Origin of the sequence: Microbacterium sp. Root280D1, from assembly GCF_001428975.1 — a bacterium.
In the GTDB taxonomy this organism is placed as follows: domain Bacteria; phylum Actinomycetota; class Actinomycetes; order Actinomycetales; family Microbacteriaceae; genus Microbacterium.
In genome coordinates this window covers 865,820-891,237 of sequence record NZ_LMJK01000001.1, presented here as the reverse complement: position 1 = coordinate 891,237, position 25,418 = coordinate 865,820, and the positions used below count along the sequence as shown (strand labels likewise).

Annotated in this window: 22 protein-coding genes and 1 tRNA gene; 7 read left to right on the top strand and 16 right to left on the bottom strand. The window is 69.0% G+C overall.

Going from position 1 to position 25,418, the window contains the following annotated elements; all coding sequences use genetic code 11:
* Window positions 1-33 precede the first annotated feature (33 nt).
* Window positions 34-1,203, bottom strand: a complete 1,170-nt coding sequence (locus ASE34_RS04300) for an ROK family transcriptional regulator (RefSeq protein ID WP_056276876.1) — start codon at window positions 1,201-1,203, stop codon at window positions 34-36.
* Between the two features lie 86 nt (window positions 1,204-1,289).
* On the opposite strand from ASE34_RS04300, the gene xylA reads away from it, so the two are divergent.
* The gene (gene xylA, locus ASE34_RS04295; protein ID WP_056276871.1) at window positions 1,290-2,477 is read left to right on the top strand and encodes a xylose isomerase; all 1,188 of its coding nucleotides are present in this window, start codon (window positions 1,290-1,292) and stop codon (window positions 2,475-2,477) included.
* Window positions 2,478-2,482: 5 nt separating this feature from the next.
* Window positions 2,483-3,769, top strand: a complete 1,287-nt coding sequence (xylB, locus tag ASE34_RS04290) for a xylulokinase (RefSeq protein WP_056276869.1) — start codon at window positions 2,483-2,485, stop codon at window positions 3,767-3,769.
* 151 nt (window positions 3,770-3,920) lie between these two features.
* On the opposite strand, the gene ASE34_RS04285 is transcribed toward xylB, so the two are convergent.
* From ASE34_RS04285 to ASE34_RS04275, 3 genes are read right to left on the bottom strand one after another with little or no spacing between them, the layout of a single operon-like run.
* Window positions 3,921-4,982, bottom strand: coding sequence for a Gfo/Idh/MocA family protein (locus ASE34_RS04285; RefSeq protein WP_056276867.1), 1,062 nt, complete (start codon window positions 4,980-4,982; stop codon window positions 3,921-3,923).
* Window positions 4,979-5,710, bottom strand: a complete 732-nt coding sequence (locus tag ASE34_RS04280; protein ID WP_157538080.1) for a cupin domain-containing protein — start codon at window positions 5,708-5,710, stop codon at window positions 4,979-4,981. The genes ASE34_RS04285 and ASE34_RS04280 overlap by 4 nt, the downstream gene beginning before the upstream one ends.
* The gene (locus tag ASE34_RS04275; RefSeq protein ID WP_056276862.1) at window positions 5,707-6,837 is read right to left on the bottom strand and encodes a Gfo/Idh/MocA family protein; all 1,131 of its coding nucleotides are present in this window, start codon (window positions 6,835-6,837) and stop codon (window positions 5,707-5,709) included. Before ASE34_RS04275 ends, ASE34_RS04280 begins: the two co-directional genes overlap by 4 nt.
* A 99-nt stretch (window positions 6,838-6,936) precedes the next feature.
* On the opposite strand from ASE34_RS04275, the gene ASE34_RS04270 reads away from it, so the two are divergent.
* The 3 genes from ASE34_RS04270 to ASE34_RS04260 are packed head-to-tail and all read left to right on the top strand — an operon-like array spanning window position 6,937 to window position 9,313.
* Complete coding sequence (locus tag ASE34_RS04270; RefSeq protein WP_056276859.1) at window positions 6,937-7,920, top strand: LacI family DNA-binding transcriptional regulator; 984 nt, start codon at window positions 6,937-6,939, stop codon at window positions 7,918-7,920.
* Between the two features lie 22 nt (window positions 7,921-7,942).
* A complete protein-coding gene (locus ASE34_RS04265; protein WP_056276856.1) occupies window positions 7,943-8,878 on the top strand; it encodes an NAD(P)-dependent oxidoreductase in 936 nt (311 codons plus the stop codon).
* A 39-nt stretch (window positions 8,879-8,917) separates the two neighbouring features.
* Window positions 8,918-9,313, top strand: coding sequence for a VOC family protein (locus ASE34_RS04260; RefSeq protein ID WP_053098770.1), 396 nt, complete (start codon window positions 8,918-8,920; stop codon window positions 9,311-9,313).
* A gap of 9 nt (window positions 9,314-9,322) precedes the next feature.
* On the opposite strand, the gene ASE34_RS04255 is transcribed toward ASE34_RS04260, so the two are convergent.
* The 3 genes from ASE34_RS04255 to ASE34_RS04245 all read right to left on the bottom strand — a co-directional run bounded on the left by ASE34_RS04255 (window position 9,323) and on the right by ASE34_RS04245 (window position 12,131).
* Window positions 9,323-10,297 (bottom strand): NAD-dependent epimerase/dehydratase family protein, encoded by a 975-nt coding sequence (locus ASE34_RS04255; RefSeq protein ID WP_056276854.1) that lies wholly within the window; start codon window positions 10,295-10,297, stop codon window positions 9,323-9,325.
* A 38-nt stretch (window positions 10,298-10,335) separates the two neighbouring features.
* Window positions 10,336-10,992: a GntR family transcriptional regulator gene (locus ASE34_RS04250; RefSeq protein WP_056276852.1), complete on the bottom strand. Its 657-nt coding sequence runs from the start codon at window positions 10,990-10,992 to the stop codon at window positions 10,336-10,338.
* Window positions 10,993-11,090: 98 nt separating this feature from the next.
* Window positions 11,091-12,131 (bottom strand): aldo/keto reductase, encoded by a 1,041-nt coding sequence (locus tag ASE34_RS04245; protein WP_056276849.1) that lies wholly within the window; start codon window positions 12,129-12,131, stop codon window positions 11,091-11,093.
* 228 nt (window positions 12,132-12,359) lie between these two features.
* Between ASE34_RS04245 and ASE34_RS04240 the strand changes: the two genes are divergently transcribed.
* On the top strand, window positions 12,360-14,984 hold the full coding sequence (locus ASE34_RS04240; protein WP_200955154.1) for an excinuclease ABC subunit UvrA: 2,625 nt from the start codon (window positions 12,360-12,362) through the stop codon (window positions 14,982-14,984).
* 37 nt (window positions 14,985-15,021) lie between these two features.
* Here ASE34_RS04240 and ASE34_RS04235 read toward each other — a convergent pair.
* The 9 genes from ASE34_RS04235 to ASE34_RS04195 all read right to left on the bottom strand — a co-directional run bounded on the left by ASE34_RS04235 (window position 15,022) and on the right by ASE34_RS04195 (window position 24,322).
* Window positions 15,022-15,110 (bottom strand) — tRNA-Ser (locus ASE34_RS04235).
* A gap of 203 nt (window positions 15,111-15,313) precedes the next feature.
* Window positions 15,314-16,315: a LacI family DNA-binding transcriptional regulator gene (locus ASE34_RS04230; RefSeq protein ID WP_056276845.1), complete on the bottom strand. Its 1,002-nt coding sequence runs from the start codon at window positions 16,313-16,315 to the stop codon at window positions 15,314-15,316.
* Window positions 16,316-16,357: 42 nt separating this feature from the next.
* Window positions 16,358-17,035 (bottom strand): hypothetical protein, encoded by a 678-nt coding sequence (locus ASE34_RS04225; protein ID WP_056276843.1) that lies wholly within the window; start codon window positions 17,033-17,035, stop codon window positions 16,358-16,360.
* A gap of 2 nt (window positions 17,036-17,037) precedes the next feature.
* Window positions 17,038-17,979, bottom strand: a complete 942-nt coding sequence (locus ASE34_RS04220) for a carbohydrate ABC transporter permease (RefSeq protein ID WP_053098764.1) — start codon at window positions 17,977-17,979, stop codon at window positions 17,038-17,040.
* Window positions 17,976-18,977, bottom strand: coding sequence for a carbohydrate ABC transporter permease (locus ASE34_RS04215; RefSeq protein WP_053098763.1), 1,002 nt, complete (start codon window positions 18,975-18,977; stop codon window positions 17,976-17,978). The genes ASE34_RS04220 and ASE34_RS04215 overlap by 4 nt, the downstream gene beginning before the upstream one ends.
* 67 nt (window positions 18,978-19,044) lie before the next feature.
* A complete protein-coding gene (locus ASE34_RS04210; protein ID WP_053098762.1) occupies window positions 19,045-20,340 on the bottom strand; it encodes an ABC transporter substrate-binding protein in 1,296 nt (431 codons plus the stop codon).
* 163 nt (window positions 20,341-20,503) lie between these two features.
* Window positions 20,504-21,430, bottom strand: coding sequence for a hypothetical protein (locus ASE34_RS04205; RefSeq protein WP_056276839.1), 927 nt, complete (start codon window positions 21,428-21,430; stop codon window positions 20,504-20,506).
* Complete coding sequence (locus tag ASE34_RS04200; RefSeq protein WP_056276836.1) at window positions 21,427-22,518, bottom strand: Gfo/Idh/MocA family protein; 1,092 nt, start codon at window positions 22,516-22,518, stop codon at window positions 21,427-21,429. The genes ASE34_RS04205 and ASE34_RS04200 overlap by 4 nt, the downstream gene beginning before the upstream one ends.
* Window positions 22,519-22,546: 28 nt before the next feature.
* Window positions 22,547-24,322: an ABC transporter ATP-binding protein gene (locus tag ASE34_RS04195; RefSeq protein WP_056276833.1), complete on the bottom strand. Its 1,776-nt coding sequence runs from the start codon at window positions 24,320-24,322 to the stop codon at window positions 22,547-22,549.
* A 65-nt stretch (window positions 24,323-24,387) separates the two neighbouring features.
* On the opposite strand from ASE34_RS04195, the gene ASE34_RS04190 reads away from it, so the two are divergent.
* Window positions 24,388-25,353 (top strand): serine hydrolase domain-containing protein, encoded by a 966-nt coding sequence (locus ASE34_RS04190; protein ID WP_056276830.1) that lies wholly within the window; start codon window positions 24,388-24,390, stop codon window positions 25,351-25,353.
* Window positions 25,354-25,418: the final 65 nt, after the last annotated feature.

The window sequence follows — 25,418 nt, the reverse complement described above, 5'->3', positions numbered from 1 at the left end:
CCGTGTCGGATCCGATCGATCGCCTCTCGGAGGTCAGCTCCGCTCGCCCGGATCGGCGAGCAGGTCGGCGAATGCCAGCTCGGCCGCGCCGATCAGCAGCCTGTCGGCGCCGAGAGCGGCCGGGCGGATCTCGAGCGCCTCAGCGCTCTCCGACATCGCGAGCGCCGTCACATCGTCGACGATCTGATCCGCCCGCAGATCGGCGAGGGTGGCGAGGAATCCGCCCAGCACCACGAGAGCAGGATTGAGCACGTTCACGGCATTGGCCAGCGCGCTCGCGAGCACATGCGCCTGACGCGTGATCTCGGCGGCCACCACCGGCGAGTCGGATTCGGAGAGCTCGGCGGCGAGCGTCTCATCGTCGGCCGAGTCGAGGCCGACCGCATCGAGAAGCAGCCGGCGGCTCACCTCGGCCTCGAGCACACCGTCGCGAGTGCGGCGGTCGGCGTCTGCCGAGATCCGGGGTCTGTTCTGACCGAACTCCCCCGCGTACCCACCCGCCCCGGCGACCGGCCTCCCGTGGATGATCAGTCCGCCTCCGATACCCGACGCACCTCCGTTCAGGTAGACCACGTCGTCGATCCCCCGGCCGGCGCCGTAGCGGTGCTCGGCGATGGCTCCGAGCGTGGCGTCGTTGTCGACGAAGGCCGCAGACGCCGTCGCCGAACGGACGAGATCGGCGAGCGGCACATCGGTCCAGCCGAGATGAGGCGCATTGCGCACGACACCGTCGGATGTTCGCACGAGGCCGGGGACCGCGACACCGATCGCCGCGATCCGTGCCGCGGCGAGCGTCCCTTCGCGCCAGGCGGCGATGCGATCGGCGATCGTCGACACCACCGCATCCGGCGTCGGAACGGTCTCGTTCGGCAGGCGCTCGCGCAGGACGATGCTGCGGTCGAGGCCGATCGCAGCGATCTCGATCGCGTCGACCTCAGGGTTCACCGCGATGGCGACGACGCGAGCCGACGCCGTCACGACCGGTGAGGGACGCCCCACACGGCCGGGTACGTCGGGTATGCGCTCGTCGACGAGACCGCGTCTGACGAGCTCTGCGACGAGGTCGGCGATCGTCGAGCGGTTGAGCCCGGTCTGCTCGGTCAGCGCGGCTCTCGACTGCGCGCCGTTCTCGTGCACGAGCCGCAGAAGGAGGGCGAGGTTGTGCGGGCGGGTGCCCAGCGCGGGGCTCGGCTGCGTCGGCATCCCTTCACTGTAGGGGGTGGACGCACCTTCTGTCATGAGATATGTTGTGAATCACAACTTATTCGATGACCTGCACAGGAGCAGCCATGACCACCCCCACCCGTGACGACAAGTTCTCCTTCGGCCTGTGGACCGTCGGCTACAACGGCGCCGACCCGTTCGGCGGCCCCACGCGCCCGGCGCTCGACGTGGTGCACGCCGTCGAGAAGCTCGCCGAGCTCGGCGCGTACGGCCTGACCTTCCACGACGACGACCTGTTCGCCTTCGGCTCGACCGATGCCGAGCGCCAGACTCAGATCGACCGCCTGAAGGGTGCGCTCTCCGACACCGGCCTCGTCGTGCCGATGGTCACCACCAACCTCTTCAGCGCGCCGATCTTCAAGGACGGCGGTTTCACCTCGAACGACCGCGACGTGCGCCGCTACGCGCTCCGCAAGGTGTTCCGTCAGCTCGATCTCGGTGCCGAGCTCGGGGCCAAGACCTTCGTCATGTGGGGTGGCCGCGAGGGTGCCGAGTACGACTCCGCCAAGGACATCCGCCAGGCGCTCGAGCGCTACCGCGAGGCCGTCAACCTGCTCGGCGACTACGTCACCGACAAGGGCTACGACATCCGCTTCGCGATCGAGCCGAAGCCCAACGAGCCGCGCGGCGACATCCTGCTGCCGACGCTGGGCCACGCCATCGCCTTCATCGACTCGCTCGAGCGCCCTGAGCTCGTCGGCGTGAACCCCGAGGTCGGGCACGAGCAGATGGCAGGACTCAACTTCACCGCGGGCATCGCTCAGGCGCTGTTCCACGGCAAGCTCTTCCACATCGATCTCAACGGCCAGCGCGGCATCAAGTACGACCAGGACCTCGTCTTCGGACATGGCGACCTGCACAACGCCTTCTCGCTCGTCGATCTGCTCGAGAACGGCGGCCCCGGTGGAGTGCCCGCCTACGACGGCCCCCGTCACTTCGACTACAAGCCGAGCCGCACCGAAGACGAGAAGGGCGTGTGGGAGTCGGCCGCCGCGAACATGCGCACGTACCTGCTGCTCAAGGAGCGGGCGGCCGCATTCCGCGCCGACCCCGAGGTGCAGGAGGCGCTCGCCGCCGCCCGCGTCGACGAGCTCTCGACGCCGACCCTCAACCCCGGAGAGAGCTACGACGACTTCCTCGCCGATCGCTCGGCATACGAGGACTTCGACGCGAACTCGTACTTCGGCGGCAAGGGCTTCGGGTTCGTCCGGCTGCAGCAGCTCGCGACCGAGCACCTGCTCGGCGCTCGCTGATCGTCATGCCACTGGTTCTCGGGGTCGACTCGTCGACCCAGTCGTGCAAGGTCGTCGTCGTCGACACGTCGACCGGGGCGGTCGTCCGCTCCGGTCGCGCGTCGCACCCGGAGGGGACGTCGGTCGACCCCGAAGCCTGGTGGCAGGCGCTGAACGCCGCGATCGCGGAGGCGGGGTCGCTCGGCGACATCGCCGCGTGGTCGATCGGCGGGCAGCAGCACGGCCTCGTCGCGCTCGACGAGTCGGGCGCGGTGATCCGCGACGCGCTGCTGTGGAACGACACACGTTCCGCCGGTGCGGCGCAGGATCTGATCGGCGAGTTCGGTGCGTCCGAACTCGCCGACCGCACCGGCCTCGTGCCCGTCGCCTCGTTCACGATCACCAAGCTGCGCTGGCTGCGCGACCACGAACCGGACAACGCGGCACGGGTCGCCGCCGTCGCTCTGCCGCACGACTGGCTGACGTGGCGTCTACGCGGGTTCGGACCCGACAACCCCGTGCTCGACGAGCTGGTGACCGATCGGTCCGACGCCTCCGGCACCGGATACTGGAACCCGTCGACGGGCGACTATGACCGCGAGCTGCTGGTGGCGGCGCTCGGCCATGACGCGACCCTCCCCCGGGTGCTCGCCCACGACGAGTGGGTGACGGATGCCGACGACCGGCGCGTCGGTGCGGGAGCGGGTGACAACGCGGCCGCCGCGCTCGGACTCGGCGCCGTGCCGGGTGATGTGGTCGTGTCGATCGGCACCTCGGGCACGGTCTGCGCCATCAGCACCACTCCTCTGAGTGACCCGACCGGGACCGTCGCGGGCTTCGCCGATGCCTCGGGCAACTTCCTGCCTCTCGTCGCCACGCTCAACGCCGCGCGGGTGGTCGATGTGACCGCTGCGCTGCTCGGGGTCACGCACAGCGAGTTCAGCGACCTCGCGCTGCGGGCCGCCCCCGGCGCGGGCGGCCTCACTCTGCTCCCCTACTTCGAGGGCGAGCGCACCCCGAATCTGCCGGATGCCACGGCCTCCCTCTCGGGGATGACACTCGCCTCGACGACGAGGGAGAACCTCGCCCGCGCCGCCGTCGAGGGGATGCTCCGAGGACTCGGCGCCGGGCTCGATGCACTGCGCGATCTCGGCATCCCGCTCGAACGCGCCCTGCTGATCGGCGGCGGAGCGCAGTCGGAGGCCGTGCGTCGCATCGCGCCGGAGATCCTCGGCCTGCCGGTCGAGGTGCCCGAGCCCGGCGAGTACGTCGCGCTCGGCGCCGCCCGGCAGGCATCACAGCTCGTCGGCTGATCCCGCCGGAACGCACCCCGCGGGAACGCACCCCGTCGGGAGGAGATCTCCTTGTCGGGAGGACGAATTCGCCGCATCCGTCCTCCCGAAGCGCAGTTCTCCTCCCGAGCGGGCGACCGAACGACCGAGCACACGAGCGAGGCGGATGCCGTCAGCCGGCCAGCACCCTGGCGTCCCGCTGGGCGATGATGCTCAGCTCCGCCGCCGTGAAGGCGTGCGCCTGTGTCATCGCGTGCTCGGTGCGGTCGATGCAGTCGCGGATCAGCTCGCCGAAGAAGGGGAACCCCGTCTTCCCTGTCGCGTCGAAGCGGAACTGTCCGTCCTGATCGACGAGCAGCACCTGTCCGCCGCCGTTGTCGGTCGTGATGTCGGTGTACTTGCGCAATTCGATGTATCCGTCGGTGCCGAGCAGCACGGTGCGACCGTCGCCGAAGACGTCGAGCCCCGCCGGGGTGAACCAGTCGACGCGCACGTAGCCGGTGGTGCCGTTGTCGAGCACGACGTGGGCGTCTCCGAAGTCCTGCAGGCCCGGAGTGTCGGGGTGCGCGTAGTTGGCGACGGTCGAGCTCACGATCTCGCCGGTCGTCGCGCCCGTGTAGTACAGCATCTGCTCGAAGTTGTGACTGCCGATGTCGCAGATGATGCCGCCGTACTGCTCGGGGTCGTAGAACCAGTCGGGCCGCCCCGTGCCGATGCGATGGGGGCCGAATGACGCGACCTGCAGCACGGTGCCGATCGCGCCCCGATCGATCAGCTGGCCGGCGAGGATCGCGGCCTCGGAATGCACGCGCTCGCCGTAGTACACGGCGAACTTCCGCCCGGTGCGCTCGACGGCCTCTCGAGCGGCATCGAGGTCGTGCATCGTCGTGATGGCGGGTTTGTCGGCGAAGAAGTCCTTGCCCGCGTCGAGCACGCGCACGCCGAGTGGAGCCCGCCGATTCGCGATCGATGCACTGGCGACGAGCCGCACCTCCGAGTCGTCGAGCACCTCCCGCTCGCTCGCGGCGGCACGCGCCTGCGGGAAGCGTTCGAGGAAGTCGGCGATCTTCACCGGGTCCTCGTCGAAGACCAGCGAAAGGGTTGCGCCGGCCTCGATCAGCTGCTCGACCATGCCGACGATGTGACCGTGGTCCAGTCCGATCGCGGCGAAGACGAACTCGCCGGGTGCGACGACAGGTTCGGGGAGCGGATCGAAGGTGTAGGTGCGGGTCATCGCCGGGTCTCCTCGTGGTTCATGTCATAGGTGCGCAGGCGTCCGCACATGCCGAATCCGCGGTCTCCCCCCGAGGGTACGGCTTCGTGCACGCGAGCATCGGCCAGGTGCGCCACCGAACCGGATGCCACGGCATCGGCGAGCGCCACCGAGCGCTCGGCCTGAGCCAGCGGACCCTGGCGCACGAGGTCGCCCCACGCCTCGGCGCGGTGGCGTACGAGCACACCGGCGGCGGCATGGAACGCGCGGAGCGCGCCGTGATCCCCACCCGAGACGGCATCCCGCAGCGTCTCGAATCCCGTCACGGCGAGATCGCGTCGTCGGGCCGCTCGCTCGGCGCGTTCATCTGCATCGTCTCCGAGCGAGGCCGCCGCCGCATACGCGTCGGGGTCGCCCACGATCTCGGCGGGGAACGTCATCACCGCATCACCCGCCTCGGGGAGTCCGGCGTCGCTCATCAGCACGACGACCCGCAGGTCGCCGCCGTTCACGGCACGGTGGATGGTGCCAGGGGTGAACCAGACGACGGACCCCGACCTCAGCGGGGTCTCATGGAACCCGGCGGCGTCGATCGTCTGCAGGGCTCCCTCACCGGAGATCACGACATAGGCCTCGGTCGAGACGAGGTGCATGTGAGGGCTGCCGCCGCAGATGCCGTCCGGCGCGGCATCCGGGTAGACGTCGAGGTGCGACAGCGATGTGCCGCCGGGGAACGAGGATGCGGTCACGATGCCGCCTCCACGAGCGACGCGGTCTTCTCGAAGAAGTGCGGGGCGTTCGCCACCAGCTGTCCCGCCCGATAGTAGGGATCGGACGCCGTGATCGGCAGCGAGACGAACTGGCGCTCGAAGCCGGACTTGTAGATCGCGGTCACCACCTCGACCGCATCGCGGCCGTCCTGTCCGCCGGCGATCGGGACTCTCCCCTCACGGATCGCGCTGAGCAGGTCGCCGATCTGGCCCTCATGCCCGAGGTGGGCGAGCGGGGCGCGGCCGGCGACGAGCTCCTCGATGCGTGCGACGGCCTCGGGGTCTCCGCCGTCAGCGGGAAATCCGTCGCGTCGGGACTGCTCGGCGACGACGGAGAACGGCTGGGACACCCGGGCGTTCACCCCCTGGATCACGATCGCCTGCTCCTCCCCGTGGTGCACCACGGAGCTGGTCAGCTGCGCGAGCCCCCGTTCGTAGCGGAAGACGGCGACCGAGAGATCCTCGACTTCGGCGTTGTCGTGCTGCGCGTTGGCGAGCATGGCCGTGATCTCGGCCGGGCGTCCGAGCAGCCACAGCAGCAGGTCGATGTGGTGGATGGCGTGGTTCAGCGTGCAGCCGCCCCCCTCTTTCTCCCAAGTGCCGCGCCACCAGAGGTCGTAGTACGGCAGCCCACGCCACCACGCCGAGTCGACCCGGACGTGCGAGATCGATCCGAGCAGACCCGAGTCGACGACCTCCTTCAGCGCGGCGAGATCGTCGCGGAATCGGTTCTGCGCGACGACGGACAGCACACGGCCCGAGCGCTCCTGCGCGGCGAGCATCGCATCGCACTCCTCGAGGGACGGAGCCATGGGCTTCTCGACCAGCACGTGGATGCCGGCATCGAGCGCAGCGGTCGCGAGCGAGGCGTGCGTCGACGGCGGGGTCGCGATGCTCACCAGGTCGACGAGACCCGAGGCGATCATCGCGAGCGGATCATCGAACGTCGCCGCCCGCGTGAGCCCGAACGCCTCGGCCTTCTGCGCGGCCCGCCCGGGGATGACGTCGGCGAGCGCGGCGATCTCGCAGTCGCCCGCGAAGGCGAGGTATCCGCTGATGTGCGCGTCGGCGATCCCGCCGGTGCCGATGATGCCGATCCTGAGCATTCGCTGCCTCCCCGATGAGGTGTTACTACGTATTACTAAGACGTAGTAGATACTATCGAGACAGACACCCGCCACGTCAAGCCCGGAAAGGAGGATGCCGTGGAGAAACGCCCGACCAGCCACGACGTCGCCCACCTCGCCGGGGTCTCGCAGTCCACCGTCTCTTTCGTCTTCACCGGGCGGCCGGGGATCTCCGAGGCGACGCGCGAGCGGGTGCTTCGCGCAGCATCCGAGCTGAACTACCGACCCAACCTGGCCGCCCGGTCCATGCGCACCCAGCGCACCGGCCGCCTCGCCGTCGTCGTGCCGATCGCCACGATGAATCCGCTCACTCTGCTCTCCGGCGCGATCTCCGCCGCGCGCGAGGCAGGCTACGTCGTGGAGGTGGTGAGCCTGCCCGAGGAGGCGACCGCGCGCGATGATCGCCTCGCCGATCTCATCGGGTCGGGGCAGTACGAGGGCGTGCTCGCGTTCACGCCGCTGCCCGCCACCGACTCCCCCGCCGATGGCCCCGTCGTGCTCTCGGTCGGCGAGTTCGACGACGCGATGCACATGACCGGCGCTTTCACCGATTCCCGACCCATCACCGAGATGATCGAACGCCTCGCAGCACAGGGACATCGGAGATTCGTGCATCTGGCCGGCCCCGACGACTTCCCGTCGGCACGAGCCCGTCGCGCGGCCTACCTCGAAGCGATCGAGCGTCTCGGACTCGAGTCGCTCGGTGTGTTCGGAGAGGAATGGAGCGGCAGCGCCGGCGAGGCCGCCGTCGACAGGCTGCCCGCAGACGCACCGCCGCTCGCCGTGATCGCCGCCAACGACATGATCGCGACCGGAGCCATCCGAGCGGCGACACGACGCGGATGGACGCTGCCCGACGACGTCGCCGTCACGGGGTGGGACGATCACCCCCAGAGCGCGTTCCTCGTGCCGTCGCTGACGAGCGTGTCGCAGGACCGCGAGAGACTGGGTGCCTACTCGATGCACCGTCTGATCGCAGCCGTCCGCGGCGGCGATGAGCCGATGAAGCCCGACGGTCTGCTGACCGTCATCTGGCGCGAGTCGACCGATTCTCCCCACTGACCGCCGAGACCTGGAGGCGCACATGAAGATCCTGATCCCGAACACCATCGAGCTGCCGGTGACCGCAGACGTCGAGACCGTCGTCTACGACATCGACGCCGAGATTCCCGCCGAGCACCGTGACGCCGAAGCGCTCGTCGTCTGGCACAACTCCTCGTCGTGGCTCCGGGAAGCCGCCCGCGCACTGCCCCGCCTGCGTCTCGTCCAGGCCCTCGCCTCCGGCGCGGATGCGGTTCTCAACGCCGGGTTCGGCGCCGACGTGCGCATCTGCTCCGGTCGCTCACTGCATGACGGACCCGTCGCCGAGCATGCGCTGACCCTGATCCTGAGCGCCGTTCGACGTCTCGACCGGCTGCGCGACGCTCAGCGCGAGCACGTCTGGGACGAGGCGTTCAACGAGGAGCAGAGCGCCGCGCCCACTCGCGCGCTCTACACGCTGTCCGGCGCCCGCGTGACCATCTGGGGATTCGGTTCGATCGCCTCGACGCTCGCGCCGTTTCTCACCGCACTCGGCGCGGAGGTGCAGGGCATCGCCCGCACCGCCGGAGAGCGATCCGGGTATCGGGTGCACTCGGATGCCGATGCAGCCGCCGTGCTGGCTGACACCGACGTGCTCGTCTCGATCCTGCCCGCCACCGACGAGACCGCCGACCTGTTCGACGCCGAGCTCTTCCTCGCGCTCAAGCCGGGCGCGGTGTTCGTGAACGTCGGTCGCGGTGTGACCGTCGACGAGGCTGCGCTGATCGCGGCGCTGGAGTCGGGACAGCTGCGCGCCGCGGCGATCGATGTCGCGAAGTCCGAGCCGCTTCCGGCATCCGACGTGCTGTGGGACGCACCGAACCTGCTCATCACCCCTCACATCGCCGGCAACCGTCCGGTCGGAGCGGCACGCCTGGTCGACCAGAACGTGACCCGCCTCCTCGCGGGCGATGATCTCCTCAACCAGGTGCACCCCTAGGGTCTGGACACCGCGGGGCGAGCGGCGCATGCTGAGGGCATGACCGCCTTTCAGACCACACACGCGTTCAGCGGGTTCAGCGTCGACGACATCGACGCCGCCCGCTCCTTCTACGGCGACACCCTCGGCATGGACGTCACCACCAATGCCATGGGGTTCCTCGACATCAGCCTGCCCGACGGCGGATCGATCCTCGTCTACGGCAAGCCGAACCATGAGCCCGCGAGCTTCACGATCCTGAACTTCCCGGTGGACGACGTCGAAGCAGCCGTCGACGAGCTCAACGAGCGGGGCGTCGTGACCAAGATCTACGACGACTCGGAGTTCGCCACCGATGAGAAGGGCATCCTGCGAGGCGGTCCCGATCGAGGGCCCGACATCGCCTGGTTCACGGACCCCGCCGGCAACGTCCTCGCCGTGCTCGCCGCCGGCTGAGCGCCGCTCTCAGGCGAGGAGCGAGTCGAAGAGCTCGTTCACGGCCGGGTCGACTCGCTGCAGCTCGGGATGCGCGTCGTGCCAGTCGATGATCTCGCGCGCCGCGGTGTGCAGTGGCACGAGCGGGGCGAAGTCCGGCACGAGGCGGCGGACCTTGGTGTTGTCGAAGACGACGGAGTGCGCCATGTCACCCGTGAGCTGCCCGGCGCGGTCGGGTGCGGCATCCTCGATCGCCGCACTCGTGGCGTACCGGATCTTCGGCTCTGCTCCCGCCGCGCGACCGAGGATCGCGTAGATCTCGTTCCAGGTGTAGACGAAGTCGCTCGTGATCTGGAAGGTGTCGCCGTAGGCGAGCGGGTTGCCGAGCAGCCCCGCGAAGCCGACCGCGAAGTCGCTCGAGTGCGTGAGCGTCCACAGCGACGTGCCGTCGCCGTGGACGATGATCTCCTCACCCCGGCGGATGCGGTCGATCGCCGTCCACCCTCCGAACGCCGGGATCGTCCACTTGTCGTAGGTGTGCGAAGGCCGCAGCACCGTGACCGGGAATCCGCGATCCCGGTACGCGGCGGTCAGCAGGTCCTCGCAGGCGATCTTGTCGCGCGAGTACTGCCAGTACGGATTGCGCAGCGGTGTGGACTCGGTGATCGGAAGACGAGAGACCGGCTTCTGGTAGGCGGATGCCGAACTGATGAAGACGTACTGTCCCGTCCGGCCCTCGAAGCGGTCGATGTCCCGCTGCACCTGATCCGGCGTGAAGGCGATCATGTCGGCGACGACATCGAACTCACGACCGGCGAGGGCGGCGTCGACCGCTGCTGCATCCGACACATCCGCCGTCAGCACCTCGACGCCGTCAGCGGGCTCGCGCTGCGACTGTCCGCGATTCAGCAGAGTGACCTCCATCCCCCGGGACGCCGCGAGCGCACTCGCCGCCGAGGAGATGATTCCAGTTCCACCGATGAACAACACCGTCGTCGCAGTCATGCATCCGACTCTAGCGACGGGTCAGGCGAGGAGGCCGCCTAGGCGAGGTGCTCGAAGAGCGCGCGGACGGCCCCTTCGACGGCATCCGGATCTTCCGCACGGATCGCGTGGGCGACGGCTTCGGCCGCAGCGACCAGCCCGGGTGTCGCGTCGTCTCCGGGTACAGTCTCGGAGAACTGCAGCGCGCATTGAGCGAGGATCGTGGCCTCGACCAGGTGCATCGCCTGTCGCGGATGCCGCACGAGGTCGTCGACGGCGGTGAGGAACGCGATGGCCGCGGCGTCGCGGTCGGGTGCGGCCTGCGCGCGACCGATCTCCTCGGCATACGCCGCGAGATCGGAGCGGACACCTTCCGCAGTCGTGGGCAGTGCCATGCGGAGCGCCGTCCCCGCGAGCACGCCGGCGTAGCTGATGGCGGCACGCGACTCGGGTGCGGTGAGGTCCGCGACCTTGGTGTAGCGCGCGGGAGTGACCTCGACCAGTCCGATGTCACGCAGCCGGATGATCGCTTCGCGGATCGGGTTGAGCGACATGTCGAGCTCTCGGGCGAAGCGCATCGTGTTGAGCGTGTCGCCCGACCGGTAGTCCCCCCGCAGGATCGCCCCGAGGATGTGCTGGAAGGCAAGTTCGGGCAGCGGCACGGCACCGCGATGGGTCCAGTGGTGCGTCCGTGGATCCGCGTAGGCGATGGTCATTGGTGCTCCCCAGGTCCGTTGTGTACGCCCCCTGTGACAGGGGCCCCACTAGACAGACTCGCTGCCGCCCGGAATATTACGCAGCGCCAGGGAAAAAGTCAGACGACGCTGGCGCCGGGCGCCGCAGCGAACTCCTCGAGAGCGGTGACGACGTCGTCAGAGAGCTCGACCTGGCTGGCCGCCACCGCGTCGTCGATCTGGCCCGTGCGCGATGCACCGATGATCGCGGTGGTCACCACGGAGTCCCGCAGCACCCACGCGACGGCGAGCTGGGGAATCGAGAGGCCCGCGTCCTTCGCGACGCGGTCGATGCCGCGGATGCGCTCGAGGTAGCTGTCGGTGAGCGCGGACCCGTTCAGGAAATGGCTGTTCGCGGCACGCGAGTCGGCCGGGACGTCACCATCGAGGTACTTGCCGGTGAGCAGGCCCTGCGCGAGCGGCGAGAACACGGCGCTGCCGATCTCCAGCTCGCGCAGCGCCGCGAACAGCTCGGCCTCGGGAGTGCGGTCGAACAGCGAGTACCGCGGCTGGTGCAGCAGCAGCCTCACGCCCTGATCCGCGAGCAGCCGATACGCGCGACGCGCCAGCTCGGCCGGGTAGTTCGAGATGCCCGCGTAGAGCGCCTTGCCGCTGCGCACGATGTCGGCGAGCGCCGCGACCGTCTCCTCCAGCGGGGTCTCGGGGTCGGGGCGGTGCGAGTAGAACACGTCGACGTAGTCGGTGTTCATGCGCTGCAGACTCTGCTCGAGCGAGCGCATGAGGTACTTGCGCGATCCGCCGTCGCCGAACGGCCCCGGCCACATGTCGTAGCCGGCCTTGGTCGTGACGAACAGCTCGTCTCGGTAGCGGGCGAGCCCGCTGTCGAGAACGGCGCCGAACGTCGACTCGGCGGACCCGTACGGCGGGCCGTAGTTGTTCGCGAGGTCGATGTGCACGACACCGCGGTCGAACGCGTGCAGCACGATCTCGCGCTGACTGTCGAAGGTGCGGTCACGACCGAAGTTCTGCCAGAGTCCGAGCGACACCTTCGGCAGCTTCACCCCGCTGGCGCCTGCGCGTTGGAAAGGCACGTCGGTGTAGCGGGTGGCCGCAGCCTCGTAGGCATGCGTCAGGCGGGGGTCATCTGCGGCGATGGGCATGAGGGACGCTCCTGGATCCGAGGCGGGAAGAGCTTCAGGATAGCGCTTTCTCGCACGGCGGGACCAGGACTCCGATGCATGCTGCGCCGGCATACGGGTGTCCGCGCTCGCAGGCCCGACCGACCGCTGTCAACCACACCGACGAAGTCCGACGGTCGGGGTAGCGTGACGGAGAGACGGCGATCATCGCATTCACCCCCGCTCCCCGCGGGAAACGAGAAGAGGTCCATGATGGGCGGGACCCCACCGTCGAAGCTGTCCGGCACGTCGAACGCCATCGTCGTGACCGGAGCACGGGTGCACAATCTTCGCGACGTGAGCGTCGCGATACCCCGCGACGCCCTCGTGGCCTTCACCGGCGTCTCCGGCTCGGGCAAGAGCTCCCTCGCATTCGGCACGCTGTACGCCGAGGCGCAGCGTCGGTACTTCGAGTCGGTGGCGCCCTACGCGAGGCGCCTGATGAGCCAGGTCGACATCCCCGACGTCGACGCCATCGGCGGGCTGCCTCCGGCGGTGGCCCTCCCCCAGCAGCGCACCGCGGGAAGCGCTCGATCGACCGTCGGCAGCGCCACGTCGATCGGCAACGTCATCCGCATGCTGTTCTCGCGAGTGGGCACGTACCCCCGTGGGGCGGAGCCGCTGTTCGCCGAGGACTTCTCCGCGAACACCGTGCAGGGCGCGTGCCCGCGCTGCCACGGGATCGGGCAGGTGTACGACGTGCCGCTGCACCTCATGGTCCCCGACGAGTCGCTGTCGATCCGCGACCGTGCGCTCGACGCCTGGCCGCGCGCCTGGCACGGCAAGCAGCTCATCGACAGCCTGATATCGCTCGGCTACGACATCGACATCCCGTGGCGCGATCTGCCTGAGAAGCAGCGTCAGTGGGTGCTCTACACCGAGGAGTCGCCTCAGGTTCCGGTGTTCACCGACCGCGGCCCGGCGCAGGTGCGCAAAGCCGTCGCGGCCGGCATCGAGCCCTCGTACATGAGCACGTTCGTCGGCGTGAGGCAGTACGTGCTCAACACCTTCGCCAACTCGAAGAGCGCGAAGATGCGCGAGAAGGCGGCGAGCTTCATGGTCAGCGTCCGCTGCCCGATGTGCGACGGACGCCGCCTGAAGCCCGAGGCGCTCGCCGTGACGTTCGCCGGTCTCGACATCACAGAGATGGCCGCGATGCCACTCGCGGACCTCGAGGCACTCCTCGAGACGGCACTCGACTCCTCCGGCAACGGAACGGATGCCCCCGGTGCCGGTGGCGAAGCGCTCCCACCCGAGAAGAAGCTCGCGGCGCACCGGCTGGTCGACGAGCTGCGCGATCGGATCTCCCCCATCATCGAGCTCGGTCTGGGCTACCTCTCGCTGGATCGCTCGACCCCGACGCTCTCGTCGGGTGAGCTGCAGCGTATGCGGCTCGCGACCCAGGTGCTGTCGCAGCTGTTCGGGGTCATGTTCGTGCTCGACGAGCCGTCTGCCGGCCTCCACCCCGCCGACGGCGAAGCGCTCGTGCGCATCCTCCGCTCGTTGCGAGACTCCGGAAACACGGTCTTCTTCGTCGAGCACTCCCTCGACGTGATCCGGCATGCGGACTGGATCGTCGATATCGGCCCCGGAGCGGGATCCACCGGCGGTGAGATCGTCTATTCCGGCCCGATCGATGGGCTGCGGGACGCGGAGCGCTCCCAGACGAGACGATATCTGTTCGCCGACGACCTGCGGGCCGAGCAGCCGACGGCACAGCCGCGGGCCCCTCGCGAGCCCGACGCCGAACTCGTGCTCGTCGACGTCTCGCGGAACAATCTCCGCAGCGTCTCGGTGTCGATCCCCCTCGGCTGCCTCACCGCCGTCACGGGCGTCTCCGGCTCGGGCAAGTCGTCTCTCGTCACCCAGGCCCTGCCCGACCTGCTGCAGAGCAGCCTCTCCAGCGAGGTGGACGGCTCGTCGACCGATACGTCGACGAGGGAAGAGCAGGGCAGCGCAGCAGCTGATCCGCTGTTCTCCGCACCGATCGCCCACACGACGGGTCGCGCCTCCGGTCCCGCCGACCGCGTGCGACGCGTGGTGCAGGTCAGTCAGAAGCCGATCGGCCGCACCTCTCGATCGAACGTGGCGACGTACACCGGGCTCTTCGACCGCGTCCGCGCGCTGTTCGCCGCGACACCGGAAGCGCGTCGGAGGCGCTACGCCGCGAGCCGGTTCTCGTTCAACCTGGCGAGCGGGAGATGCCCCACCTGCAAGGGCGAGGGCACGGTCGAGGTGGAGCTGCTCTTCCTCCCCACCGTCCACGCCCCCTGCGGCACCTGCGGCGGCACGCGCTACAACCCGGAGACCCTCGAGATCGAGCTCCACGGGCACACCATCGCCGACGTCCTCGCCCTGAGCGTGAACGACGCGCGTGTCCTCTTCGAGGACGATGCCGACGTCGCGCGACACCTCGATGCCCTCCTCGACGTGGGGCTCGGGTATCTGCCGCTGGGCCAGTCGGCGACCGAGCTCTCCGGCGGCGAGGCGCAGCGCGTGAAGCTGGCGTCCGAACTGCGGCGCGCCCAGCACGGCGACACCCTCTACCTGCTCGATGAGCCCACCTCAGGACTGCATCCGTCGGACACCGATCGTCTGCTCGTCCATCTTCAGCATCTCGTCGACGCCGGCAACACGGTCGTGATGGTCGAGCACGACATGCGCGTGGTCGCACAGGCCGACTGGGTGATCGACATGGGACCGGGAGCCGGAGAGCTCGGCGGCACTGTCGTGGCGCAGGGAACTCCGCGTTCCGTCGCCTCCGCGAGCGGAAGCACCACCGCGTCGTACCTCGCGGATGCCATCGCGGCTCAGGAACTCGGAGTCAGCGCCTGAGAACAGAAAATCCCTGCCGAGGCAGGGATTCTTTCTGCGGAGACGAGGGGATTTGAACCCCTGGTCCCCGTGAGGGGACTCCACCTTAGCAGGGTGGTGCACTCGGCCGGACTATGCGACGTCTCCAGGCATCCGAACCGTGAAGAGCGGATGCACCTTGCAATCATAACGGGTTCCCGTGGCTGGAACGAATCGGGGCTCAGGGTCCTCGGCCGGGCCGCCTGCAGGACGAAAGCACATCTGCAGGACGAGAACCGACGGATGCTCCCGCATCCGTGCTCCGGTCATGCACACGGCACGGGTGACGGCGCGTGACTCGAGACGATCCCTCAGCCGGCGCTGGACTCACGCACCACGAGTTCGGGCTGGAACCGCACGCGACGGTCGTGCTCGACCCCGTCGAGCTCCTTCAGCAGCAGGTCGACGCCGGTCCAGCCGAGCAGCCTGGCGGGCTGGCGCACCGAACTCAAAGGCACGACGGTCGCCGAGGCGAAGTCGATGTCGTCGTACCCGACCATGGCGATGTCCTGGGGCACACGGATGCCGGAGCCGAAGCTGAACGCCTGCAGCAGCCCGACGGCGAGCAGGTCGTTCGCGGCGAAGACGGCATCCGGGCGCGATTCGGGCCCACGCGCCGCGATGGCCTCGCCCGCAGCCCTGCCCTGGAGCACCGTGAGCGCGGACTGCTCGAAGATCTCGAGAGTGACATCGGGGTGAGCGGCGACCGCCGCCTGCACGCCGCGCAGACGATCGGCGACCTGCTGCACCGACTGCGGTCCTCCGACGAATGCCAGCCGGCGACGTCCCGAAGCCAGCAGGTGATCGGCAGCCAGGCGTCCGCCTTCGACGTCATCGACCGAGACCGACGGCAGCAGCCCCTCCTCCACCTCGCGGTCGACGAGGATCACCGGCATGCCGCCTGCGGCGAATCGATGCACGGCCGAGAGGTCGTCGGTGGCGGGTGTGAGCAGCACGCCGTTGACCCGCTGCTCCTGGAAGAGCTCGAGGTGCGCGACCTGGCGCTCGTCTCGCTCGTCGCTGTTGCCGAGCAGCACCGTCATGCCGGCATCCGCTGCCCGGTCCTCCGCGCCGCGCACGACCTCAGCGAAGAACGGGTTGCCGATGTCGGGCACCACGAGTCCGATGCTGCGGCTGCGACCCGCGCGCAGCTGCCTGGCGGCGTCGTTGCGCACGAAGCCGAGTTCCTGGATCACCCGCTGCACGCGCTCGACCGTCTTGGCGGACACGCGCTCGGGCTGATTGAGCACGTTCGAGACGGTGCCGACCGAGACGCCGGCCGCAGCCGCCACGTCCTTCACCCCTACCGCCATGGCCTGCCTCCGTCCGTCCGCGCGTGCGCCACGACTACCTTCTCATTCCGCGGGGTGAACTCCGCGCCGGCGACGCCCGGGAACCGCGACGACGGCGAGCGCCGCGCAGCCGATGCCCGCGATGAACAGGGGCGCGAGCGCCCAGGTCACGACGCCGGTGAAGACGGCCGCGGCCGCGATGTACGCGGCTCCGGCGGCATCCGCTGTGATCATCCCCGGCACCGCGCGGACCGCGGCGGTCCACCCGGTCGTCGGCGACCAGGCGCCGGCGGCGAGCAGCACGGCGACCGCGAGAGCGAGCAGCCCCGCCCAGCCGATGACCGCGATGAACTCGCCACCGGGCAGTGCGCCCGAGCCCGCGAGCACGACGTCGACCGTGAGCACGGCGGCGATCAGCGCCGCCGGCACCCCGACGCGGAGCGAGGGCAGGATGCCGGTGCGCACGTCGTCCCAGAACAGGGCCGTGCGCGAATCCTCCGCGGCGACGAAGCGACGCAGGTGACGGATGCCGGCAGCCAGGGCGATCGGCAGCGTGACGACGCCGAGGGCGATGATCGTCATCAGCAGTCCGACCGTGAGCACCTCGCCGAACAGACCGAACTTGGCGGTCGCTCCGGGGTTGACCCCGGGCTCGACACCGGCGACCGTCGGGCCGGCGCCCGACCGCGCCTCGCGCTTCGCCGCCCGGTGCGCCCGACGCTCTGCGTTGATGACCGACATGACTAGCCCTTCAGTCCCTGCGTGGCGACTCCGTCGACGAGGAAGCGCTGGAAGACCACGAAGAACAGCAGCACCGGCACGAGCGCCACGAACGACGCCGTGACCGTCGCGCCGTAGTCGGACGACGAGGTCTGGTCGTTGTAGAGGCGCAGCGCGATCGGCAGCGGGTAGTTCTCGGGGCTCGTCAGGTAGAGCAGCGGGCCGAGGAAGTCGTTCCACGCCCAGATGAACGAGAAGATCGCGCAGGTGATCAGGGCGGGCTTGATGAGCGGCAGGATGATCGACCAGAAGATCCGCAGGTGGCCTGCTCCGTCGATGCGCGCCGCTTCATCCATGTCGCGGGGCATCTGGCGGATGAACTGCACGAGAAGGAAGACGAAGAACGCCTCGGTGGCGAGGAACTTCGGCAGGATCAGCGGGATGAAGGTGTCGACCCATCCGAGCTGGTTGAAGATGATGTACTGCGGGATGATCACGACGTGGAACGGCAGCAGCAGCGTGCCGATCATCGCGGCGAACAGCACGCCGAGTCCCTTGAACTGCACTCGTGCGAAGGCGTAGGCGGCGAGCGCCGACGAGAGCACCGTGCCGACGACGGCCGAGACCGCGAGGATCAGCGAGTTCAGGAAGAAGCGCCACATCGGCACTCCGGCGATGCCCTCCATGACCTTGCCGTAGTTGTCGAGCGTCGGCGCCTGCGGCAGCAGACCGGGGTTCTGACCGAACTCGGAGTTCGGCTTGAACGTCGACAGGAACAGCCACAACAACGGGTAGAGCACCACCGCGGTGAGCACGAGGAGACCGATGAACCAGATGACGGTCTGCCAGGTCTTGCGCTTGATGCGGCGACGCGGGGCGGGCGGACCGACGGGCGTCGTCTGCTGCGCGGCGAAGACCGGAGTGGATGCGGCGCCGGACGTGGTCGCCTGATTGGAGGTGCTCATTTGTCGTCTCCCGAGTAGTGCACCCACGACCTCTGAGTGCGGAAGAGGATGAAGGCGATGATCGCGACGACGACGAGCAGGACCCACGCGATCGCGGCCGCGTAGCCCATCTGTCCGTCGGAGAACCCTCGCTTGTACAGGTACACGGTGATGAAGTTCGTCATGCCGGCGGGGCCGCCGGTGCCGTTCGAGATGATGTACGCCGAGGCGAACACCTGGAACGCGCCGATGAGACCGAGCAGCAGGTTGAAGAACATCACCGGGGAGAGCATCGGGATCGTCACCGCGCGGAACCGACGGTAGGCGTTCGCGCCGTCCATCTCTGCGGCCTCGTACAGCTCCTTGGGGATCTGCTTGAGACCCGCGAGGAAGATCACCATCGTGGCTCCGAACTGCCAGACGGCGAGCAGGATCATCATCGGGAGCACGAGGCTCGGGTTGCCGATCCATCCGCCGAGATCCACGCCGAAGATCTGCAGACCGCTGTCGACCGGACCGTCGGAGGAGAACATGGCCCGCCACACGATGGCGACCGAGACCGAGCCGCCGATGAGGGACGGCGCGTAGAAGGCGGAGCGGAAGAAGCCGGCGCCCTTGTCGCGGTAGTTCAGGAGCATCGCGACGCCGAGGGCGGCCGCGAGGGTGATCGGAGTGCCGATGAAGACGTAGACGAGGGTGATCTGCGCCGACTGGATGAAGTTCGGGTCGCTCGTGAAGAGTCGGATGTAGTTGTCCAGCCCGATCCACTTGGGCGGCTGGAAGATGTTGTACTTCGTGAAGGAGAGGTACAGGGAGTAGATCATCGGCACGGCGGTGAGACCGAAGAAGCCGATGAGCCACGGGGTGAGGAACGCATAGCCGGTCGCCGTCTCACGCCGCAGACGTGCGCGCTGGCCCGGCCGCGCGAGTTCGTTCTCGGGGCGGCGGCCGCTGCGCAGCGCCCGCCCTCGCCCGGACTTCTTGCCCGTGACGATCGTCCTGGTCGCCGTCGTGCTCATGACAGCTCCTTCCGAAGTGGATGGGATGCGGTGGGCCGGGCGGATGCCACCCGGCCCACCGACGGGATCACTGGTTGAGGACGACGTCCATCTCGGAGAAGAACTGCGTCACGGCCTCGTCGACCGTCGTGGTGCCGAAGTTCAGCTCGGTGCCCAGCACCCGGAACTTCTCCTCGAGGGTGCCGTAGCCGACGATCGGCACGGGCGGAGCGTCGCCGAGGCGGTCGGCGATCGACTCCTCGTAGTCCTTGACGAGCTGGCTCATGGGATCGAGCTCTGCGGCCTCGAGAGCGGTCTCGGATGCGGGGAGGCCACGGTTGGTGCCGAAGATCTCGCCGGACTCGGGCGAGTTGACCAGGAAGTTGACGAGCGTCGCCGCCGCCTCCGGGTGCTCGGTCTTGGCCGAGATCGTGTGCAGCATCGAGGGCTTCAGGTACAGATCCTTCGCGCCCTCCTTCGTGACCGGCGGGGCGACGAGGCCGAGCTCGGTGTAGCTCTCGCCGAGGTTGGCGAGGTAGCCCGCACCGAAGTTGTCCCACGTCAGCTCGCTGGCGTTCTTCGCGGCGTCGAACGCGGTGAGGGGGTTGAGCTCCTCGACGACCTGCTGCGGAACGACGACTCCGTCCCGGATGTCGTCTCCGGCCTCCCAGAACTCCTTCAGACGGTCTTCGTCGAAGCCGGGCGTGCCGTCTTCGTCGAACAGGTTCTTGCCCTCGCTGCGCAGCTGCAGCTCGAAGTTCTGGATGCGCCCCGTCCAGTCGGACCCGCCCCAGAACTCACCCGCGCCGGCATCGGTGATCTCGCCCATCCACTCGTCGTAGTCCTCCCAGTCGCCCCCGGGGAACTCCTCGACGCCTGCGGTCTCGAGCAGCTGGGGGTTGGTGAAGACGCCCCACGCGTTGGTCGAGGTGGTGATGCCGTAGGTCGTGTCATCGACGACGCCGATGCCGAGGATGTTCTCGGAGAGCGGCTCGGTGTCGATGACCGAGCCGAGGTAGGGCTCGAGGTCGAGCAGCAGGCCGTTCTCCGAGTACTGACGCAGGTACGAGTAGTCGAACTGCATGACGTCGGGGAGTCCGCCGCCGGCGGCCTCGGTCTGGCGCTTCTCCCAGAACTCCGGGAACCCGAGGAACGTCGCGTTCACCGTGATGTTCGGGTACTCCTCGTTGAACGCCTCGATCGCCTGGTTGTAGAGATCGGCGCGGACGTCGTTGCCCCAGAACGCCAGGTCGAGGGTGACCTTCTCGTCGGGGTCGTACGTGGGCTCGCCCTCGGGGCTGCCTCCGCCGGCGCAGCCGGCGAGTACCAGCGCTGCGCTGGTGGCGACGGCCGCTGCGGCCGCCAGACGCTTCTTGCTGAACATCGTTGTCCTCTCTGATGAACGTCCTCGTTCGGCAGGGCCGCGGAACGCCTGTGTCCATGTGGTGCGGGATGCGATCTCCATCGTGCGGGGAAAACGCTTACCTGCACGCTAATCCAGATTGAAACGTTTCGCAACCGGCAATTCGCGGAGGGGATTACATCGATTACCGCGGGGTCTTCGATCCTCTCACGATCAGCTTCCCGCCCTCGACCTCGAGCCCCACGCGACGGACGGCGGATCGTCTCTGCTCGCCCGTCGCAGAGTGGGCCGGAGCCCCCTCCGCGGCGGCGAAGAAGTAGAACCACAGGTCGTCGCCGACGCGCACCTGCGCGCCGTGACTGCCGTGCCCTCCGGTCGGCAGATCAGCGAGGATCACGGCATCCGCATCACCCTGACGCGTCCAGCGCGTGCCGTCGTCGGAGCGATAGATGCCCATCCCCCGCCACTCGTCCACGATCAGCCACCAGAGACCGCCGAGCTCGAACACGGTCGGCCCCTCGTGCGGCCGCCCTCCGATCGCGATGCCGTCGAGGGACCAGTCCGCGAGGTCGGGCGATGACGCGACCATGGTCACCGAGTCGGCCGCCTCATCCTTGTACCAGAGGCGCCACAGTCCGTCGGGCGTGCGCGCGACGGCCGCATCGATCACCCGATCGCTGCTCAGCACGAGCGGGCCGCGTCTCGACCAGTGCCTCAGGTCGTCGGAGACGTACTCGACGATGGCGCGAGCGAACCCCGGCCAGCGGTCGGGGATGCCGTCGATCTCGGTGAGATGCATCCGCCAGCGCGCACCGTCCCAGAAGACCTCCGGGGCCCAGTGCGTGCGGTCGACCTCGGCGGGCGGCGGGCCGGGCTCGAGGACGAGATCGGATGCCGTGGGCTCGAGCGTTCCGTCGTAGCGCCAGTCCAGACCGTCGGTCGATGTCGCGACCCCGATCCGGCTGCCGTGCACCCACGACACCCCCGGTCCCGCATCGGCGAGGCTCGCCCGACGCTGGGTGTAGAACATCCACCACAGCCCGTCGGCGTCGACCACGACCCGCGGGTCGGTGGCTCCGTCGTAGACGGGGTCGCGGTAGAGCTCTCTCATCTGCGGAGATCGGTGACCGGACTCGCGAAGCCGGCCCGGTGCGTGGGGTGCGAGCCCAGCAGCTCGGGGGTGATCACCGTGCCGTCCGCAGCGGCCGAGGCGTAGATGGCCGCCACGATCTCGAGCGAGCGTGCGGGTGCATCAGCAGTAGGAGGCAGGGGTGCTCCCTCCAGCAGAGCGTCTAACACGTCGCGCAGCAGCGGCTCGTGGTCGCTGCGCTCCTCGGCATCCGGGAGCGCCCATCCCTCGGCCTCCGACTCGAAGCCGGGCGCCGGGGTGATCCGCCAGTTCTCATGACCGTGGCCGTAGACGTGGTCGACCGTGACCGTGGCCTTCTGGGTGTCGATGCGGATCGAGCTCGTCTCTCGCGGCGACACGGCACTGGTGACGAGCTGCGCGACCACTCCCTGGCCGAAGACGATGGTCGCGGTCGAGACGTCCTCGGTCTCGGTCTCGCGGTCGAGCCGCCAGAGCCTGCCCTGCACCGACGACCAGTCGCCCAGCAGGTGAGCGAGCAGGTCGATCTGGTGGATGCCGTGGCCCAGGGTCGTTCCGCCGCCCTCCGTCTCCCACTTGCCGCGCCACGGCACCGCGAAGTAGTCGGCGTCACGGAACCAGAGCGTCTGACACACGGCGACGAGCGGGCGGCCGAGGGCTCCGCTCTGCAGCATCCCGCGCACGTGCGCCGCGGCCGTGCCGGTGCGCTGCTGGAAGACGACCGCCAGCTGCCTGCCCGCGGCCTCGGCCGCCGCGCGCATCTCGTCGAGCTCATCGAGCGAGGGTGCCGGCGGCTTCTCGACGATCACATGCGCGCCGGCTGCGAAGGCTGCGAGCGACTGCGAACGGTGCGGCCCGGGCGGCGTGCAGATGAGCACGACGTCGGGGTGCTCGGCGGCGAGCATCTCGTCGAGGTCGCCGTAGGCGGCATCGATGCCGTATCGGTCGGCGAACTCCTGCGCCTTCTCCCGGCTGAGGTCGGCGACGGCGACGAGCTCGGCGCGCGGGTAGGCGGCGACTGCGCGGGCGTGCGCGTTCGCCACCGCCCCGGTGCCGACCAGGGCCGCGCGAAGGGTCTTCTCGGTTGTCATCGTTCCTCCTCAGGACGCTGAGCCGGGGTCATCTGATGCCGTTCTGCACCAGGTGCAGGCGGGCGTATCGCCCGTCGGCGGCGAGCAGCTCGTCGTGCGAGCCCTGTTCGACGATACGTCCGTGCTCGAGCACGACGATGCGATCGGCCTGCCGGATCGTCGACAGCCGGTGCGCGACCACGAGCGTCGTGCGACCGCGCATGAGCCGTTCGAGGGCCTCTTTGACGAGTCCCTCGGACTCGGGGTCGAGCGCGCTCGTCGCCTCGTCGAGCAGCAGGATCCGCGGATCGCGCACGAGCGCGCGGGCGATCGCCAGACGCTGGCGCTGACCACCCGAGAGGCGCGCTCCGCGCTCGCCGACCACCGTGTCCCACCCCTGCGGCTGCTCGCTCACGAACTCCCACGCGTTGGCGTCTCGCAGCGCCTGTTCGACGCGATCGGGCGTGACGTCGGGCATGCCGTAGGCGATGTTGTCGAAGACCGACCCCTCGAACAGCACCGACTCCTGCGGCACGACCGAGATCGACCGGCGCACTGTGCGCAGGTCGAGCTCCTGCATGTCGGCGCCGTCGAGCACGATGCGGCCGCTCGTCGGACGGACGAATCCGAGCACGAGGTTCAGGAGGGTCGACTTGCCCGATCCCGACGATCCCACGAAGGCGACCGTCTCGCCGGGGGCGATCCGCAGATCGATCTCGAACAGGGCGTCGTCGTCGGCATCCGCGTAGCGATGCGTCGCAGAGTCGAGCACGATCTCGCCGGCGACCGCCGAGACGACGCGCTTGCCGGAGTTCTGCTCGACGTCGGGCTCCTGCAGCACCTCGGCGATCGAGCGCACCGACTCGAGCCCGCGGGCGCCGACGGGAATGAGCATGAGCAGCTGGGTGAGCCCGCCGGTCAGCAGCGTGAAGTAGCTCGAGAGCATCACGACCTCGCCCGGCGTGATCGGGAGGAAGCCGGTGAGCGCGCACACGGCGGCGAGCATGAGGCAGGCGACGCCGAGCAGCTGCATCGCGACCCAGGAGATCGAGGCCACCCGGCCGTTCAGCAGGTCGAGGTCGAGTCCGGCGCGGCGCACGCCATCCGCCCCGCCCGCGACGCGGTTGATCGCCGTCTCCTCGAGCCCGTGAGCGCGGGTCACCGGGATCAGCGACGCCATCTCGCCGACGCGGGCCGACAGCGTCTCGATCTCGCGCCGGAAGACCTCGTTGCGACGCTGCGATCGATTGCGCATGCCGTAGCGGATGCCGATCGCGATCGGCACGGCGAGGGCATACACGGGAAGGAACTGCGGCACGGTGACCGCCGTCATGCTGAGTGCGCCGAGCATCACCATGGTCGACGACAGGAGCGGATGCGTGACCTGCTGCAGCATGAGCTCGACGTTCTCGACGTCGCGCACCACCTTCGTCTGCACGATCGACGAGCTCATCCTCGTGTGGTACCCGATCGAGAGGCTCTGCAGTCGCGCGGTGAGGGCGTTGCGGAGATCGGCACCGAGGTCTCGCACCACGGTCATGAAGTTGCGGGTGTAGATGATGTGGTTCGGGTAGTTCTGCAGCAGCAGCACGGCGGCCAGCGCGAACCACCACAGCACCTCGGTGACATCGCCGTCGCTCGCCACGACGTCGATGATCGCGGCGGTGATCACCGGCAGGAACCAGAGCGGGATCTCCTTGATCGCGAAGGCCGTGATCGCGAAGGTCAGTCGCCAGGGACGGCGGGCGACGAGGCGCAGCACGGAGCGGGTCGGGTGATCACCGTCGATGAGCGCGGCCGGATGGGAAAGCGCTTTCTGTGCCATGGTCCTATCGTAGAGTCACCGCACCCGTCTGGGAAGCGCGACCATCCGAATCAGCAGGAGCAGCCATGACCTTCGACGCAGCATTCGACTGGGCACGTGGTCACGTGCAGGCGGAGCGCCTGCCGACAGCGGTGCTCGGCATGGCCACCGCCGACGGGATCGTCGACCTCGAGGGCTTCGGGGCCGCGACGGATGCCGTGTATCCGCTGTTCTCGATCACGAAGGTGCTCACCGGCATCACGGCGACGCGCGCCATCGAGCGGGGTCTGCTCACCCCGAACACTCCGCTCGCCGACGCCCTGCCGCAGTTCGGCATCTCTCGTGACGACATCGTGCGGCTGTGGCACCTGGCATCCCACACCTCGGGGATCTCCGAGCCGGCTCTCGACACCGCGCTTCCGCTGCGCGACGAGCTGCTCAGCCAGGGGCGGGACTTCGCCGCCGGCACCGCGTCGCGGTATTCCACCCTGGCCTTCGAGGGGATCGCGGCGCTGATCGAGCACGCGACCGGTTCGACCTGGGATGCCGGCACATTCGACTGGGCGCATCGCATCGGCGCGATCGGCCTGACCCTCGACCCGAGCGAGTCCCTCGGGGTTCCGGATGCCGCGGCCGGCGGACTCGACCTCGACCGGTTCCACGCCACGCGTGCTCCCGGCGCAGGACTCCTGGGCAGAGCCGAGGATCTCCTGCACCTCGGCGCCGAGCTGCTGCGCATCGGCCAGGGCGCGACAGACGGCATCCTGTCTCCGGCGGGACTGGCCATGATGCTCCGCCCGCTGACCGGCGCGATCCCCCGCCTCGACCCGTACCCCTCTGAGCGCGGTCAGGACTGGGGCTTCACGTTCAACCTGCGCTCACGAGCGCCGGGGCTGGTGGACCGTGACGTCTTCGGCCACGGCGGGTGGGCGGGCACGGAGTTCTGGGTGCACCCGACGGCGGGCGTCTGCTGGGTGCTGCTCACGAACGCGGCCGTGCGCCCGGGCGTGGACGCCGATCAGCTCGACAACGCGGTCATCACCGCCGTGTGACCGCCGACGCTCACTTGACACGTCGCTCGCCCGTGTCTAGGGTTGAGACATTGAATGAAACGATT